The sequence below is a fragment of the Arthrobacter sp. UC242_113 genome (genome assembly GCF_044054585.1).
GTDB lineage: Bacteria > Actinomycetota > Actinomycetes > Actinomycetales > Micrococcaceae > Arthrobacter.
Genome location: NZ_CP171972.1, coordinates 42983 through 59375 on the forward strand (window position 1 = coordinate 42983; position 16393 = coordinate 59375).

The 16393-nt window shown below is 60.6% G+C and carries 14 protein-coding genes; 4 read left to right on the plus strand and 10 right to left on the minus strand.

What is annotated here, in order from left to right; all coding sequences use genetic code 11:
- Positions 1-154: 154 nt before the first annotated feature.
- The 3 genes from ACHMXB_RS22020 to ACHMXB_RS22030 are packed head-to-tail and all read left to right on the plus strand — an operon-like array spanning position 155 to position 3401.
- Positions 155-1555 carry a DUF6421 family protein gene (locus tag ACHMXB_RS22020; protein WP_395405877.1) on the plus strand — a complete coding sequence of 467 codons (1401 nt, stop codon included), beginning with the start codon at positions 155-157 and terminating at the stop codon, positions 1553-1555.
- On the plus strand, positions 1552-2313 hold the full coding sequence (locus ACHMXB_RS22025; protein ID WP_395405879.1) for an SDR family NAD(P)-dependent oxidoreductase: 762 nt from the start codon (positions 1552-1554) through the stop codon (positions 2311-2313). The genes ACHMXB_RS22020 and ACHMXB_RS22025 overlap by 4 nt, the downstream gene beginning before the upstream one ends.
- The gene (locus ACHMXB_RS22030; RefSeq protein ID WP_395405881.1) at positions 2310-3401 is read left to right on the plus strand and encodes a threonine aldolase family protein; all 1092 of its coding nucleotides are present in this window, start codon (positions 2310-2312) and stop codon (positions 3399-3401) included. Before ACHMXB_RS22025 ends, ACHMXB_RS22030 begins: the two co-directional genes overlap by 4 nt.
- Before the next feature lie 114 nt (positions 3402-3515).
- Here ACHMXB_RS22030 and ACHMXB_RS22035 read toward each other — a convergent pair whose 3' ends face one another.
- From ACHMXB_RS22035 to ACHMXB_RS22070, 8 genes are all read right to left on the minus strand, one after another.
- The gene (locus ACHMXB_RS22035) at positions 3516-5672 is read right to left on the minus strand and encodes a glycogen debranching N-terminal domain-containing protein (protein WP_395405977.1); all 2157 of its coding nucleotides are present in this window, start codon (positions 5670-5672) and stop codon (positions 3516-3518) included.
- A 241-nt stretch (positions 5673-5913) separates the two neighbouring features.
- The gene (locus tag ACHMXB_RS22040; RefSeq protein ID WP_395405883.1) at positions 5914-6894 is read right to left on the minus strand and encodes a LysR family transcriptional regulator; all 981 of its coding nucleotides are present in this window, start codon (positions 6892-6894) and stop codon (positions 5914-5916) included.
- A 66-nt stretch (positions 6895-6960) separates the two neighbouring features.
- Positions 6961-8040, minus strand: a complete 1080-nt coding sequence (gene dapE, locus ACHMXB_RS22045) for a succinyl-diaminopimelate desuccinylase (RefSeq protein WP_395405885.1) — start codon at positions 8038-8040, stop codon at positions 6961-6963.
- A gap of 10 nt (positions 8041-8050) precedes the next feature.
- Positions 8051-9481, minus strand: coding sequence for an aminobutyraldehyde dehydrogenase (locus ACHMXB_RS22050; protein WP_395405887.1), 1431 nt, complete (start codon positions 9479-9481; stop codon positions 8051-8053).
- 128 nt (positions 9482-9609) lie between these two features.
- The gene (locus ACHMXB_RS22055) at positions 9610-10839 is read right to left on the minus strand and encodes an NAD(P)/FAD-dependent oxidoreductase (RefSeq protein WP_395405889.1); all 1230 of its coding nucleotides are present in this window, start codon (positions 10837-10839) and stop codon (positions 9610-9612) included.
- The gene (locus ACHMXB_RS22060) at positions 10836-12062 is read right to left on the minus strand and encodes an NAD(P)/FAD-dependent oxidoreductase (protein ID WP_395405891.1); all 1227 of its coding nucleotides are present in this window, start codon (positions 12060-12062) and stop codon (positions 10836-10838) included. The genes ACHMXB_RS22055 and ACHMXB_RS22060 overlap by 4 nt, the downstream gene beginning before the upstream one ends.
- Entirely contained in the window at positions 12049-12333 is a 285-nt protein-coding gene (locus ACHMXB_RS22065; RefSeq protein ID WP_205653084.1) for a (2Fe-2S)-binding protein, read from the minus strand. Before ACHMXB_RS22065 ends, ACHMXB_RS22060 begins: the two co-directional genes overlap by 14 nt.
- Positions 12334-12352: 19 nt before the next feature.
- Positions 12353-12679, minus strand: coding sequence for a (2Fe-2S)-binding protein (locus ACHMXB_RS22070; protein ID WP_395405893.1), 327 nt, complete (start codon positions 12677-12679; stop codon positions 12353-12355).
- Positions 12680-12848: 169 nt separating this feature from the next.
- On the opposite strand from ACHMXB_RS22070, the gene dapD reads away from it, so the two are divergent.
- Complete coding sequence (gene dapD / locus ACHMXB_RS22075) at positions 12849-13835, plus strand: 2,3,4,5-tetrahydropyridine-2,6-dicarboxylate N-succinyltransferase (RefSeq protein WP_395405895.1); 987 nt, start codon at positions 12849-12851, stop codon at positions 13833-13835.
- Between the two features lie 333 nt (positions 13836-14168).
- Here the strand turns inward: dapD and dapC are convergent, their stop codons facing one another.
- Positions 14169-15356 carry a succinyldiaminopimelate transaminase gene (gene dapC, locus ACHMXB_RS22080; protein ID WP_395405897.1) on the minus strand — a complete coding sequence of 396 codons (1188 nt, stop codon included), beginning with the start codon at positions 15354-15356 and terminating at the stop codon, positions 14169-14171.
- Positions 15353-16366: a diaminopimelate epimerase gene (gene dapF, locus ACHMXB_RS22085; protein WP_395405899.1), complete on the minus strand. Its 1014-nt coding sequence runs from the start codon at positions 16364-16366 to the stop codon at positions 15353-15355. The genes dapC and dapF overlap by 4 nt, the downstream gene beginning before the upstream one ends.
- Between the last annotated feature and the right edge of the window lie 27 nt (positions 16367-16393).

Consider the following 16393-nt stretch of genomic DNA (forward strand, 5'->3'; position numbering starts at 1 on the left):
ATTTTGACGGCGAAGAGTGTTCCCGGCTGGTTGGGAGCCCGGCAGTGAAAACTTTGCTAAACGAAGTATCAGAAACGCCACTGCTCTTACCCTGTCGCTGACATTGAAGGCCTTTGTAGTCTCGGTGCACCCACCCACTGGAAGGACATAACTAATGTCAGTTAAGGCGCAAGAGGAAGTGCAGCTCCAGGCTGCAGACATCAGGTCGCTGCCTGCATGGAAAAGCCTGAAAGAGTCGGTCATTGACCTGCAGCAGCTTCAGGTCAAGGACGGCTCTGTCCCCGACAGCGCGAACCACCCCCGCGCCAACGCGGATATCGACAGCATCATTGCCTCGATCCAGCAGATCCAGCCGCATTTGCCGCACGACCACGAATACCTCGAACGTATGGTGCAGGATTTCCAGAAGTGGCAGGCCGCCGGTCTGGAAGAGCCGGATTTCCTGGATTCGCTGCTAGCCTTCCAGCCGCAGCAGTGGCGCATCAACGGTCTGCCCCACTTGGTGGTCTTCCCGATGTACACCCAGAACGGCAGCACCAACCGGTTCGTAGAGGCCGTGCTGCTCGATGTCATCTGGCCCGAGTTCATTGATGAGCTGGAGGCCACCAGGTACTCGAACAAACTCTTCGTGCCCGTGCACTTCTGGGACTTCACCCCCGGCTACGACACCAACTCGGCAGTCCTGTTCCCGGAAAGCGTGGCGGTCCGTTCCACGCCCACATTCACCTGGGGAGCCATCTTTGCCGACCGTGAAGCAGCCCGCTTCCGGCGCGTTCTGCAAGCCGCATCGGAAATCACTTCGCTGGACCTTCCCGCCGATGCTGCTGCGCTCATTGATGACCAGAAGCTGTGCCAGGAAACGTTTGTCATGTGGGACCTGATCCACGACCGTACCCACATGCGCGGAGATCTCCCCTTCGATCCCTTCATGATCAAGCAGCGGATGCCGTACTTCCTGTACTCGCTGGAAGAGCTGCGCTGTGACCTCACGGCGTTCAAGGAATCCGTCCTTATCGAAAAAGACGAAACATCGTCCGAAGAGGCACGCAAGCACGCGAAACTTGTTCAATACGCTGTAATTTTCGACCGCATTTTCCGGTTCGCCATCACCGGAAGCCGTGTCCGCAACTACGACGCTGTAGGCGGTCAGCTGCTCTTCGCCTGGATGCACCAGCACAGGGTCCTCCACTGGACTGATGGAAAGCTGAGCATTGACTGGAAGGACGCAGCCAAGGTCGTCGTCGAGCTCGCACTGCGGGTTGAGGAGCTCTATTGGCGCTCGATCGACCGGCCGAAGATGGCCCACTGGCTGGCGGCCTACACGATGATTTCCGAGACTTTGACCCCCCACCCTGCTTCCGTGTGGGCAAAGGGGCCGGAGGCCCTCCCTCTCGACGGACCCCCTCGTGGACTCACCGACCAGGTCCTCGACGACGAATTTCCGCTCTCAATGTTCTACGAGGCGCTCGAGAAGAAGATGCGGCCGGTCATTGAATCGACCGCCGGCATCACCGGGGACGCATCGGCACAATTCCAGGAAGAGGCAGCAGAATGACGGAGAACCTGTCCGGTCGAACCGTAGTCGTAGCCGGATCCACCAGTGCCGCCGGAGCGGCAGTAGTCAGCGCACTCTCGAAGGCTGGCGCGAAGGTGGCAGCGGTCGATATTCGCGAGGACCGGGTCCGCGAGCTGGCAGCCGCCCATGACAATGTCACCGGCTATACATGCAATCTTGCGGACATGGACTCGGTGAATGAACTGGCCGCCACCATCCGGAGCGAACTGGGTCCTGTCGACGGACTTATCCACCTCGTCGGAGGCTGGCGCGGCGGCAAGGGTGTCAAGGGCCAGGCTGACGACGACTGGGACTTCCTCCACACCGGAATTTTGACGACCCTGAGGAATACCAGCCGCGCGTTTTTTGATGACTTGATCCAGTCGCCGGCAGGGCGGCTTGCGATTGTGTCGGCTGAGTCGGTGGCCAGCCCCACGGCCGACAATGCCGCCTACGCTGCCGTGAAGTCCGCGGCGGAAGCTTGGACGCTGGCAGTTGCAGACGGTTTCGAGAAGGACTCGGAAGGGCCGCTCTCGTCGGCCAGCCTGGTGTTTGTCGTCAAGGCACTGCTCGACGAACGCATGCGTGCAGCCCAGCCGGAGCGAAAGTTCCCTGGCTTCACGCATGTTGATGTACTCGCCGAGGCTGTCGTCGACGTTTTCGACGCGGACGCCGGTGAATTGAACGGCAAGCGGATCCGTCTGGGTACATCATCGAAGGCCACCGCTGACGCTGCTCTCAGCGGAGCACAGCGATGACTGGCCCCCTCCACAACCCTGCGGTGAGGGGATTCGCCTCTGACAACTATGCCGGAGCACATCCGGAAATCATCGAGGCCGTCCGGGCAGCCAATGGCGGTCACGTTGTCGCCTACGGCGAGGACGAATACACGGAACGGCTGCAGGACGTCATAAAGGCGCACTTCGGGCCTGCAGCAGTCGCCTATCCTGTTTTCAATGGCACCGGCGCCAATGTACTGTCGCTGCAGACACTCCTCCCCCGCTGGGGAGCGGTGATCTGCGCGGACACCGCCCACATCAATACCGACGAAAATGCAGCGCCGGAGCGGGTTGCCGGAATCAAGCTTCTTCCGGTCGCCACTACGGACGGCAAACTGACTCCGGAGCTGATCGACAAAGAAGCCTGGGGCTGGGGAGATGAACACAGGGCTCAGCCGCTGGCTGTGTCGATCACACAGACAACTGAGGTGGGAACCTGCTACACACCCGAAGAAGTGCAGCGCATAGCTGAACATGTGCACTCCCGGGGAATGAAGCTGCATATGGACGGCGCCCGACTCGCTAATGCCGCCGCCCATCTTGGTGTCCCATTCAAGGCCTTCACTGCGGATGCCGGCGTGGATATCGTCTCCTTTGGAGGCACGAAGAACGGACTTCTCTATGGAGAAGCGGTCATCGTCCTGAATTCGGAGACGGGCGGGGGCATGAAGCACCTCCGCAAGATGGACATGCAGCTTGCCTCCAAGATGCGCTTCGTCTCTGCCCAGTTGATCGCCCTTCTGGAGTCGGATCTCTGGCTGCGGTCTGCGGCGCATGCGAATGAGATGGCGTCGCGCCTGCGCAGAGGCGTGGAAGCTATCGACGGCGTCCACGTGACCAGGGATACGCAATCAAACGGCGTCTTTGCGGCGCTGCCGCCGGAGGCAGCGGATATCGTCAGGCGCTCTTTCCGGTTCTACGACTGGGACAGGGACAGTGGCGAGGTGCGGTGGATGTGTTCGTTCGACACCACTGACGAAGACGTTGACGGTCTGGTTTCCGCAGTCAGGGACGCTGTGGCAGGCGTCAGGTCCTCTCTCCCCCTCGAGACCGCCGGACGGCTGTAATTAGTCAAGGGGGGTTCACCGACGTCTGGCGGTGAACCCCCTCTCTGCATGTCCTGAACGTATCCAACCTCTTTGGTGAAGCATTGAATGCCCCCTGCCGAAGCGGATGGTCCTCTAGTTCCCCTGGGACTGGTTTGCCTGGTTGACGAGTTCCGTGAGCCAGGGTCTGTGTCCACGATGGAACACCATGCCCTCGGGCAGTCCATGAACTGTTGGAACGGAATTGATAACGTCGATGGTTATCCGGCCACCAGCCATCGGAGCATTGGTGATGTGCAGGTCGCCAAAAGCCTCCGGCAATACGGGATCCATCCAAAGCCCTCCGCGTGACACGTGTGTGTCGTACTGCATCAGGCTGGTTATGAGCAGTATTGGCGTTGTCGCCGCCCATGCCTGAGGCGAGCATGCTGTCGGATATGGCACAGGTTGAGTGAATTGGTCCCGGGGAAACCCGCAAAACAGCTCCGGCAGCCGCCCGTCGGAATGCTCAGCTGCCTCCAGCAGTGCCGAGGCAATCCGCTGCGCCTCCGCCACGAAACCGTAGCGGAGCAGGCCACTGGCAATTAGAGCATTATCGTGCGGCCAGATTGATCCATTGTGGTAACTCGCCGGATTGTAAGCGCCCATATCGCTGGCCAAAGTACGAACGCCCCATCCACTGAACATTTCCGGAGACATCAGCTTTTGGACCACTAACGGAACCTTATCTTCGTCGACAATGCCGTGCCACAGGCATTGCCCCATGTTTGAGGCACAAGCGTCGACCTGCCGCTTCTTGCCATCCAAAGCAACGGCGTAGTACCCGCGCTCCGGGATCCAGAACTGCTCATTGAACTGTTTCTTCAGCCGCGCCGCACGGTCAACCAGGTCCTTCGCCAATTGAACGTCCCCGGCGTCATATGCCATCCATGCCCTGGACAAGTAAGCGGTGTATACATAAGCCTGCACCTCGCAGAGTGCGATCGGGGGTTCGGCCAGCCGGCCGTCGGCGAAGTTGATTCCGTCCCAGGAGTCCTTCCAGCCTTGATTGATCAGGCCCTGAGGATTGAGACGTTCATATTCAACAAAACCGTCGCCGTCCTTATCGCCGTAGTTCCGAATCCAATCAATAGCCCGGTCCGCGTGCGGCAGGAGGGCAGCGATGCTCTCTTTGGCGAATCCCCAGCGGCTGACTGACCCCAGCACCTCAACAAACAGCGGTGTCGCATCAACGCTGCCGTAATACGCCGACTGGCCGCCCAGGGAGAGGTTACTGGAAACGTCCAGTCTGACCTCATGCAAAATCTTGCCGGGTTCTTCCTCCGTTATGGGATCAACGACGGTCCCCTGACGGTCCGCCAATGTCTGAAGCGTGCCCAGCGCGAGGGAGGGATCGACTGGTAATGCCATGTTTGAAGCCCAAAGAGAATCCCTGCCGAAAAGCGTCATGAACCATGGCGCCCCTGCGGCTACGACAACGCGGTTCGGGTGGTTCGGGTCCTCGATGCGCAGGGCGCCCAAGTCGTCATAACTGCGCCTCAGGGTTCGCTCAATGGACTGGTTTGCCATGTGCAACACCGGAATCTTCGCCACCCATTCCTGACGGCGTCGGTCCCGGGGAGAATCTTCGTTCGCACTGGAATGGACAAAAAAGGCTCCGGACCGGACTTTTTTGCCCTTGGGCATCACGGTCACCACGGCGTTCCAGTATCCATGTGGCGGAACAGCAATCCGGTAAGTAAGGGCGTCAGACGATATGTCTGCTCCGGGCGCCAGAACTGTGACGCCTTTCCAAAGGTCCTGCCACGTGGCTTCAATATTCAGCGTCTCGCCGTCCAAATGCCGGGTTTCCTGCCACCGCCGCTGAATCCGCGCCTCCTTGACCTCGAAAAGGTCCGCGAAATCTGCCTCTACCTGAAATGAAACCAAGCAGTCTGCCGGTGCAAGGGAGTAGTTGCGAACAGTCACCTGTTCCTGGATACCCTCTCCAATCTCACGTAGCCGCTCTACGATCAGAGGGCTGTCTGCGTACCCGTCTGAGCGGGTAACGCGGCCAGCGAAAAGCGCACGGTAGGGTTCCTTGATTTCCGCTGCCAACGGTTCCAGCGGCATCCCATTCACGGTAAGAAACCAGCCAGACAGGACACGGCTGTCTTGGACGAACAGTCCGTGCGGATATTCCGCGTGCATGTCTCCGTTCTGCAAAGAAATGCAGAAGGACGTTCCTTCCACCAGAGTGACTGTGCCGGCACCTACAGGGCCAGCCGCAGTGTCAGCATTCCATCCAGCCATCGTTCTGGTCCCCTCAAAACAGGCGCCGGCCTTTTTGATGAGGAATCGTATGCCGCCGCCTACTGCTTTTTCGCTGACGCTACGCTCGCTGGACTTGGAATTCCAGACTTCAGAAGCACAAGCATGACCGACACAAATCAGTCTGCTGCGGGTTCCGGGCAGGCGCATGTCACCGGGAACTCAGGCACGATTGCAGGCTCGATGCTCATGTGGCAGGAGACGCCAACAACGTTTGTACAGATTAGTCAGAAACAATGGACGCCACGGGGCTATCCAGGTGAACCTCGAAAGCATCTGTCGTCCAATCGATGAAGTCCTCGGCCGCTTCGCGCAGTGCAGCCATGGTTACCGCGAGGAGGGGGTTCATGTCTGAAGCGCGGTGCGCGACATGGACCATCCGCCGCGGCGGGTCCATCAGCCGATGAAATGCGATGCCCCGGTCGATACCCAACGCCAAGGCCGGCACGAGGGCTACACCAATGGTTTCTTTGACCAGGCCCCTGATGACGTCAAAATCGTTGCTGTGGAACCCGATGTTCGGCTCGAAGCCGGCCAGTTGGCACATCTCCCCAAAATTCTCCGCGCCTGCAGAACCCACCTCGTTCGTAATCCAATTTTCGTTCGCGAAATCCTCCAGTGGGACCTTGTCACCCGTTTTTCCTGCGGTATGTGCAGCGCTTATTACCACCAACTCTTCGTCGAGAATTGGTTTGATGACCAAGCCTTCCGGGCGCGGTATCGGCACCTTGGCGTACTCATAAATAATTCCCAGGTCCGTAAGGCCCTCCAGGACGGAGTTCGCCAGCCCCTTTTGAAGGCTGATGTCTTCCAGCGATATGTCGGCAGCTGCGTAGCGCATTGAAAGCCGTGACAAGGCCCGGGGCACCAGCTGGGCAGCCGCTGTCCCCGATGCACCAATACGGAGACTCCCTTGGGAACCGGATGCGTAGGCCTGCATCTCATCCTCGGCGCGGGCCACCTGACGGAGGACTATGTCGGCGTGGGCACTCATCGCAAGGCCGGCAGGCGTTGGCCAGAGGCTTCTGGGCCCCCGTTCGAAGAGGTCAACGCCAAGGGCTTTTTCCAAGGCAGCTATTTGCTGTGATACTGCAGAAGTGGTGTAGCCCAGCTTCTTCGCCGCTGCCGTGTGAGATCCGGTGTCTATCACCATCTGCAGGGTTCGCAGATTGATGATGTTCAGGTTTCCCTTGACCAACCGCATGTCTTCTCCTTGCGCTAATCCGGCATAGCCAGCGGGGCCTGCTAATTCTATTCCGGCAGAAGCCCCTTACGTCAGCCAATCCAGCAACGCTCCCAGGCATTTCCGGACGTCCGATGCGAGGACATGCTCGTCGTCGGTGTGTGCAAGGAGCGCGTCTCCCGGCCCAAAATTGACAGCAGGGATCCCCAGTTCGGCGAACCTGGCGACGTCGGTCCAGCCGTACTTCGGTTGGGGGGTGCCCCCGACAGCACTGACCAGGCTCTGGACGGCAGTATTCCCCAACCCCGGCCGGGCGCCGCCGGCAGCGTCCGTTCTGACCAGCTGATAACCGTTCAAGAGACGTCGAACGTGTTCTTCGGCCTGATCCACCGACTTGTCGGGTGCAAATCTGTAGTTGATGTCAACGTAGGCGGCATCGGGGATGACGTTACCGGCGATTCCTCCGCCGATGCCCACGGCGTTCAGCCCCTCACGGTATTCCAGGCCGTCCACATATACGGAGGCCGGCTGGTAGTCACGCAGGGTTCTAAGCAGGTCAGCGAGCTTGTGGACGGCATTGTCACCCATCCATGCCCGAGCTGAGTGTGCGGCTGTTCCTTCCGTTGCGGCACGTAGACGCAGTGTTCCGTTGCAGCCGGCTTCCACCAGGCCGTTTGTCGGTTCCAGAAGTACCGCCAGATCTGCGTTCACCAGTGCTCTCGCCTGTGTTGCCACCCGGAGGAGGCCGCTCTTGGCCGCCTCCACTTCTTCATGGTCATAGAAGACGAATGTAAGGTCCTTCTCGGGACGGGCGAGGTGATGGGCCAGGGCAAGCTGAACAGCCACTCCCCCCTTCATGTCCGTCGCTCCGCGGCCGTAAAGGGTCTCCCCCAGCCATCGGCTCGGAACTGATCCGCGCGCTTCTGCTGCGCTTGGAAGCGGAACAGTATCAAGATGCCCTGCCAGGAGGACCCGTTCAGCTCGTCCAAGTTCAGTTCGGGCCACGACGGTATCTCCGAACCGGGTGACGTTCAGGTGCGGCTGCCGCTTCAACGACTCTTCAACGACATCCGCGATGGTCTTTTCGTAGCCGGAAACACTGGGGATATCGATGAGGTCAGCGGTCAACTCTGCGACGTCCCTGCTCAGGTCCAGAAATTTGCTCATGTGCTTACTTTCAGGCGTCGAGTGCACTCATGACGTGCTTGATGCGGGTGTAGTCCTCCACGCCGTACATGGAGAGGTCCTTGCCGTAGCCGGACTGCTTGAAGCCGCCGTGGGGCATTTCGGCGGTGAGGAGGATGTGCGTGTTGATCCAGACGGCGCCGAAGTCCAGGTCGCGGCTCAGGCGCATGGCGGTGCCGTGGTTGGACGTCCAGACGCTGGATGCCAGGGCGTATTCCACGCCGTTGGCCAGTTCAACGGCTTCTTCCTCGGTGCTGAACTTCTGCACGGTGATGACGGGGCCGAAGGTCTCCTTCTGGACCACGTCGTCGGTCTGCTTGGCGCCGGTGATGATGGTGGGCTCGAAAAAGTAGCCCTTCTCCCCCGCCTGACGGCCACCCGTTTCGATTTTGCAATGGAGAGGCAGGTGATCGACCACCGACCGCACCGCGTTGAAGTGGTTGACGTTGTTCAGCGGGCCGAAGTAGTTGTCCTCGTCGTTCTGCGAACCGGTGTGCAGGGTGCGGGTGTGCTCCACCATGGCTGTGACCAGATCCTCGTGCACCGACTCCTCCACCAGCACGCGGGTGATGGCAGTGCAGTCCTGTCCGGCGTTGAAGAACGCGAACTCGGCGATTGCCGCGGCGCTCTTCTTGATATCGGCGTCCTTGAAGACGATGGCCGGAGCCTTGCCGCCGAGCTCCAGGTGGGCGCGCTTGAGGCCCTTTGCGGCACCGGACGCCACGGCGATACCGGCCCGGACGGAACCGGTAATGGAAACCAAGCCGGGGATCTTGTGGTCCACCATCATCGCGCCGGTCTCGCCGGTACCCAGGACAACATTCAGGACGCCGGCCGGGAAGATCTCCCCGGCGAGACGGGCCAGGACAAGGGTGGACTCCGGGGTGGTGTCCGAGGGCTTGAGAACAACTGTGTTGCCCGCGGCCAGCGCCGGCCCGATCTTCCAGATGGCCATCAGGAACGGGTAGTTCCACGGTGCCACCTGGGCCACTACACCGATGGGTTCGCGGCGGACGTAGGAGGTGTGGCCCTCGAAGTACTCCCCGGCGGACTTGCCCTCCAGGATGCGGGCAGCCCCGGCGAAGAAACGCAGCTGGTCGGCGCCGGCGGCCACTTCCTCGGAGGCGATCAGGGAGCGCACCTGTCCGGTGTTGCGGTGCTGGGCTTCCACCAGTTCATCGCTGTTGGCCTCGACGGCGTCGGCGAGCTTGAGCAGCATCAGCTGCCGCTGGCCCGGGGTGACGTGCTTCCAGGTCTTGAAGGCGTCCTGCGCGGCGGCCATGGCGGCATCCACATCCGCCTGCACCGAAATGGGCGACTGAGCCACCACCTCCCCGTTGGTCGGGTTGATGATGTCCAGCAGTCCGATGCCGGCCGGAGTGACGAACTCCCCGTTGATGAAGTTCTGGAGGGTCTGATGCATGTTGAAGTCGTCCAATCTGCGCGCCGGAATTGCGACGCTGGGCCGTGCTGCCGTACGAGCGTTTCTTCTACTGGGATTTAGTGGAGCCTAACGCGAAGCCTTTTCTCCTGTGGTGCCGAGCCGACTGCCTATGCGGGGACCTGTACCTCGGTCGCGGCGTTTGCGGTAGTTCCCGGTGCAGCAGCCGGTGCGTCCTGCTTCGAGCCCGCGAACCTGTCGACCCGCAAACCCGACAGGAAATGATGCGTTGGTCCAGAGCCTTTGATGAGGTCAACCACGAGCTGACCAGTCAGGGGAGCAAGGGCCAGGCCGTCTCCTTCGTGCCCAGCGGCGATGATGTAGCCATCCACCTCAGCTGCCCGGTCAATGATGGGAAGTCCGTCCCCCGTGTACGGCCGGAAACCGGTCATGGTGCGGATGATCCGCGTCTTCGCCAGTTCCGGAGCGATTCGGGCGGCATGCGCTGCGATGGTCGCGATGACGTCCTGGTTGGGCCGCTTGTCGAAGCCGGCGAATTCGCGGCTCCCGCCGATAAGAAGGTTGCCGGACACGGTTTGGCCGAGTGAAAGCCCGACACCATAGGGCGGCGCGTCATCGTTATCTGAGCGCAGGTGCTTCGATGCGATGTATTGGGCGTCGAGTAGGCATCCGGTCACCTTCTTGGGGATGGACTCGGAGATGAGTATGGTTCCGCGGCGGGGCTGCACCGGGATGTCGATGTTGGACAATGCCCCCACGCTCTTTGCATAGGGACCCGCAGCGTTGATGGCGAGTCCGGTAGAAATGCTTCCGCGGGTCGTCTCGACCGACGTCACCTTACCTCGCTCGGTATTCACTGCGATTACTTCGCTGTGAGTTAGGTGGACGGCTCCATGACGTTTGGCGGCCCGGAAGAAGGCGGCGTTCAGGGCAAGCGGGTTCACGTCCGCGTCGTCGGGGCTGAAAGAGGCACCCAAAATGTGGGGGGCCAGGAACGGTTGGGCTGTGCGGGCCGCGTCCCCGTCAATCAAGGAAACGGAGATGCCCGCCTTGCGCTGTTTTTCGATGAAGTCCTTCATGAACTCCATGTGGCGTGGGGTTTCGATGACGACCATGCCGCCATCACTCTCAAACTCCACGCTCTGTTCCAGTTCGGCTTCAAGCGTGTCATACATTCGCCGGCTGGCCATGGCCAGTTCCATATGTAGGCCCGGCCGTTTGGACTGCATGAAGATGGCCTTGTCACAGGAGCCTGATGCTCCGGATCCCGGGCCGTTCTTGTCCACGATGACTACCTTGAGGCCTTGCTGTGCAAGGCGGAAGGCGATGGAACTGCCGGATACTCCTGCGCCGATAACGACGGCATCTGCCGTTTTCATGCGTAACTCTCATCCTTTTGTGCCAGTGAATTTTCCCTCACGCGTTCAAGCCATAGATCGTCAGCGATCCGCCGGCCCTCCTCGATATCGGGCATGAAGGTGATGGCGCTTGATTTCCGGGCAGACCGTACCGCTGCTGCCGCCCGGTCTATGGCTTCCTTGCCCTGGAGCAGACCCAGTCGGGACGCGATAACGGTACCGGCCAGGTTGCCTTGGGCCATGGCAATTTTTGCTCCCTCGATTCCGGTGACGTTCCCGGCAACGAAGAGGTTGTCCTGGGTGGTTTCCATTTCCGGGCTGTAGAGGGGAATGGTCCCGCCGAGTTGGTCGATCCGCACCAGACCGCAGTCGCGGGTGAGTTCCTGGACAGGATAAAGCCCACCGGAGATGCAGACACAGTCCACCTTGACCGTCCGGGTCTTTCCGGGGTTTCCCTGACTATCGATCGTTGCTACTTCAACATGCTCTACGCGTTCATTCCCGCCTATTGAAACAAGGCTTTTCCTCAGGTTCAGACGGGTCCCCATCAACGGGAGGCCACTCTTGGGGAAGAACGTCAGTGCGAGTTTTCTGAGGGTCTTGTTCGCTGCGAGCTTCCCGCCCCATCGAAGAAACGCGTTCGGGGCGAGGTCGGACATTCCGGCCAGATACTCCAGGTTGGTGTCAGGATCGGCTTGAGTGCCGGCAAAAATGCTCTTACCGGGCAGGTAGATTCCCACGACATCCGCACCGGCCATGCTCAGTTCATGTGCGACTGTGAGGGAAAGGGGGTCCACCCCTACGATCGCAATCCGGTCCCCGGGCCTCACCCGGTAGTAGTTGGTCAGCGTCTGGGCAGCTCCGATGGCCATGACACCAGGCAGGGACCATCCAGGAACAGGCAGCGGGCGTTCGGCAGCGCCAGTGGCAACAACCGCGTAGTCGGCCTTCACGCATTCGCCGGTGTCCAGTGCAACCTCCCATTTTTGAGAGATGTTCCAGACCTGCCGGTTGGTCAGGATACGCACACCTGCGTTTACAGCCCGCTCAGCCAGCTTCTTTGAGATCTCGGCACCTATCCACCAGCCTGTGCCGGGTTCTTCATGGAGCTGGCCAAGTAGCTTTCCGCCGGCCCTGGGATTCTCGTCAATCACGACAACGTCGGCACCGGCTTCGGCGGCGGTTACTGCTGCGCTCAGTCCGGCCGGTCCGGCGCCGATTACGACTACATCAGAAATCATCATGACGCTCCCCGCGGTTTTCACCCTGGGATTCAAGAACGTCTCCGTCGCAGGCCTGCGTGATGCAGGCCCTGACGCTCTGGACACCGTTCACGGTCATCCTGCATTCGAAGCAGTGGCCGATACCGCAGTAGATCCCCCGGGGTTCTCCGTCGCGGTTCGAGAACCTGAGTGTCCTGACACCATTTGCCAGCAGGGCAGAAGCGATGGAATCGCCCTTGATGCCTTGATAGGACTTGCCATCAAATTCGAACTCAATTTCTTCTTGGCTCAATGGCCCTAGGACCGGATGGTCACTTATTCGCTTCAACACACTCACTCCTTGCTTCCGCGTCACTGCGGGATGCGGCAAGATCCAAAAGGGTCATCGGACGGGCTGGTGCATTGCTGCCTGGCCCAAGCTGGGCATCCGCGAGCAGTTCCGAATGCCCCCGCAGCAACGAGCGGATCAGCGGGCCGCACGTGCGACCCTGGCAGACTCCCATGCCCGCCCTGGTCTGCAGCTTCAGCTCGTGCGCGGACATGGGCCCGTCGGAGTCGGCGAGGGAAGTTTCGACATCGTCGAGGTACACGTCCTCGCATCTACAAACAATTACTCTTTCCATCTTTCCTTCGCCCATAGTTGGTTGACCCCGGCGTGGTGATCTGAAACACCCTTGACCCAATCAATCAACCGCAGTAGCGACTGACGTACAACCCTTGCAGAGCCAGAAGGTGAGCAACCCGGTTCCAGAAATTCTTTACCTCGATCAGGGACGGCCTCACCCCCGCGCACCTAGAGTCTTTCCCATGACACAGACCCTCCCTCAAGACACCCCCACTGGGGCAGCCTCCAGGCTGGCCCACGCCTGGGGAATAGCGACGGTGTCCAGCAACGGAACCGTGTTGGACACCTGGTATCCAAGCCCTCAGCTCGGGCAGCCTGAGCCCTCGGCTACCCCTCCGAGCGAACTGCCACGGCTGGCCGCGACCGGAGACGACACCGACAGACGCGTGCACCTGAAAGTCGTCCTGACAGAGCTAGATCTCGATGAGCCGCCGCGGGACACTGCAGATGCCTACCTGCGTCTTCACTTGCTTTCCCATCGTCTCGTCCGCCCTAATGAGTTGAACCTGGACGGTATTTTTGCCGTCCTGCCCAACGTGGTCTGGACGAATTTCGGCCCGTGTGAAGTCTCGAACTTCGAGGAGACAAGGACCCGCCTTAGGACCCGCGGCACCGTCACTGTGTATGGGGTGGACAAGTTCCCCCGCATGGTGGACTACGTGGTTCCCGCGGGCGTCCGGATCGCCGACGCTGACCGGGTCCGTCTCGGGGCTCACCTGGCCGAAGGCACTACCGTCATGCACGAGGGGTTCGTAAACTTCAACGCCGGAACCCTGGGAGTTTCAATGGTCGAAGGCCGCGTCTCGGCTGGCGTAGTCGTCGGAAACGGCTCGGACGTTGGTGGCGGCGCCTCCGTGATGGGTACGCTCTCGGGCGGCGGAAAGGAACGTGTATCGCTGGGTGAGCGCGTCCTTTTGGGAGCCAATTCGGGCGTAGGGATTTCCATCGGCGACGACAGCATTGTTGAGGCCGGGCTTTACGTCACAGCCGGCACGAAGGTACGTATCGTCAGCCGGGAGAACGGCGGACAGGACAAGCACGTGAAAGCCGTCGAGCTTTCCGGTAAGCCGAACCTGTTGTTCCGCCGGAACTCCACCTCGGGCGAGGTCGAGGTTCTCCATCGTGGCGGACGTACTGTAGAGCTGAACGATTCGCTGCACGCCAACTGATAAAGCCAGCCATACAAAAACAACGCCTCCAAGGCCGTTCACGGGCCGTCAGTATCCTTCAGCAACGCAAAGCGGGCCGGAGTCCCCTCGGGAAGGGGACTCCGGCCCGCTTTGCGTTTGGAAGCAGATATCTGGGCGCAGGCGATCCCGCTTCCACCTGGTGCACGCTGGAGACGCTTGTCGGAGTAGGTGGGAAGCCCTGAGGACGAGGATTTGCCTCCAGCGTCTTGCATTTCTGTTACAGATCCTTGCCGAAACACAAAAACGGACTGGAGAACGCAGCTATGGTGCGTTCTCCAGTCCGTTTACTTGGTCCTGAGCTGCCAGCTTCGCCTAGCTATGGGCTTTTCGGGGCAGTTCGGCTGCCGTCAGTCTCTCTGCGGCGGCGGCGATGCATTCGTCGGACCCGGTGATTGAGAACCGGACATAACCCTCACCGGCGCGGCCGTAGAAGCTTCCCGGCCCGACGATGATGCCCTGTTCTGCCAGGAACTGCACCGTGTGCCAAGTGTCTTGTCCAGCGGTCGCCCAAAGATACAGACCTGCCTCCGAGTGCTCGACGTTGAAGCCGATACTCTGCAGGGCAGGCAGCAGGATCTCCCTGCGCTGCCGGTAGGCCGCCTTCTGGATGCGCACATGCTCCTCGTCGTTCAGTGCCGCCTCCATCGCCGCCATTATCGGGGACGGGACGATCATGCCGGCGTGTTTTCGGGTATTAACCAGACTGGCCATGATCTTTTCATCGCCAGCCACAAACGCAGCACGGTAGCCGGCGAGATTCGATTGTTTGCTGAGCGAATACAGGGAGAGCAGCCCTTGAGTGGAGCCGCCGGAGACTTCGGATTCCAGGACGCAGGGAATGCGCTCCCCACCGGTTTCCGTGTCCCAGGAATCCCAGCCCAGTTCGGCGTAGCACTCGTCTGAGGCAACAACGGCCCCAAGTTCACGGGCCTGTGCAACAAGGGTCTTCATGGATTGCGCGTCACGGACCTGGCCTGTGGGGTTCCCCGGGGAGTTGATCCATACCAGGCGAACCCTTCGCAGCGTCGCCGGGTCCAGTTCCTCCAGGGAGTCGCAGGCCACCGACGTAGCCCCGCACAGCTTCGCACCGATGTCGTACGTGGGGTAGGCGATCTTTGGCCTGACGACCACGTCCATTGGCCCCAGGCCAAGCATGAACGGCAGCCACGCGATGAGCTCCTTGGATCCAACCGTGGGCATGATGCTTTGCGGGTCGAGGCTGTCGACACCGCGGCGACGGATAAACCACTGCGCAATCGCCTCCCGAAGGGAAGCGGTGCCGTGCGCACCAGGATATCCCGGAGCGTTGGCTGACCGGATCAATGCTTCGCGGACGACATCCGGGGTCGAATCCACAGGAGTGCCCAAAGAAAGATCTACCGGCCCGTCCGTGTGCCTGGCTGCTATGGCTTTGTACGGTGCCATCGCGTCCCAAGGGTAGTCGGGAAGATTCAGGCCGAACGTCCTGGCCGGAGCCAGCGAATCAGGTTGCGCGCTCATCGTGCCACCTCAAGAAGTTTGGAAGCGTCTGAGGTTTCCCGTGGAAAGTCCCACATCTCAGGATCGATGGCGCCCTTTGAGACCATCCGGGCAGGGCCGCGCAGAAAGACGTGCTCGCGCACAGCTGCTCCCATCCCTCGTTCCTTTTGAAAGCGCACCAGGACTGGGCCGCCTGGCATCTGCACTGTCCATTCGGCATCGTGAAGCCCTGATTGCAGACGGACGGCGACCGCTGTGGCGCAGGCTCCTGTTCCGCAGGCCTGGGTCTCTCCAACCGAACGCTCGTAAACCCGCATAGTGATGACGCGGGGCAGTTGGGGGTTTTCCGGCTCTTTGAGCGAAGCGAATTCGACGTTGGTACCCCGCCGGGGCCGGGGGCTGACGTGAGGTGCGGTGAACAGGTTGAGAGGTGACAAGGGCGTGCCAGGGGGCAGGATCACGACTGTGTGCGGGTTGCCCATGTCAATGGAAACACCGCGCTGTACCTCAACACCCGGCGCCGAAACAACAGCGTCGGTGCCATCCTCGGCGCTGCGTTCCGGAAAGGCTTTCCGCCAGGGACCCATGTCGATCTCATAATCGCTGCCGATCAGGGTGACCTTCTTCGCTCCTGCCCGGGTTCCGATGGTCAGCGTAGAACCGGCAGGAAGGTCAGCCAGTCCGGTTGAGACCAGGAAGTGAACAAACACGCGGACGCCGTTACCGCACATCTCGGCGATTGTGCCGTCGGCATTGCGGTAGTCCATGAACCATTCGGCCTGCGGCGCGAAGGTCAGGACCTCCCTCCCTTCGGGAAGGCGCTCCGAACGGACTGCGCGGATCAGGCCGTCTGCTCCGATGCCCTTGTGCCGGTCACAGATCTGGGAGGTCATGGTCGAGCTGATCTCCAGATTGCCGTCCGGGTCTGCTATCAGGACGAAGTCGTTGCCGGTGCCGTGACCTTTCCAGTAGGGCACCCCCTGGAGAGGAGTGGATGTCAGAGCTTCAGATTCGGTCAAAGAGTCTGTCATATCAGGATTCGCCCTTTCGGACCAGCT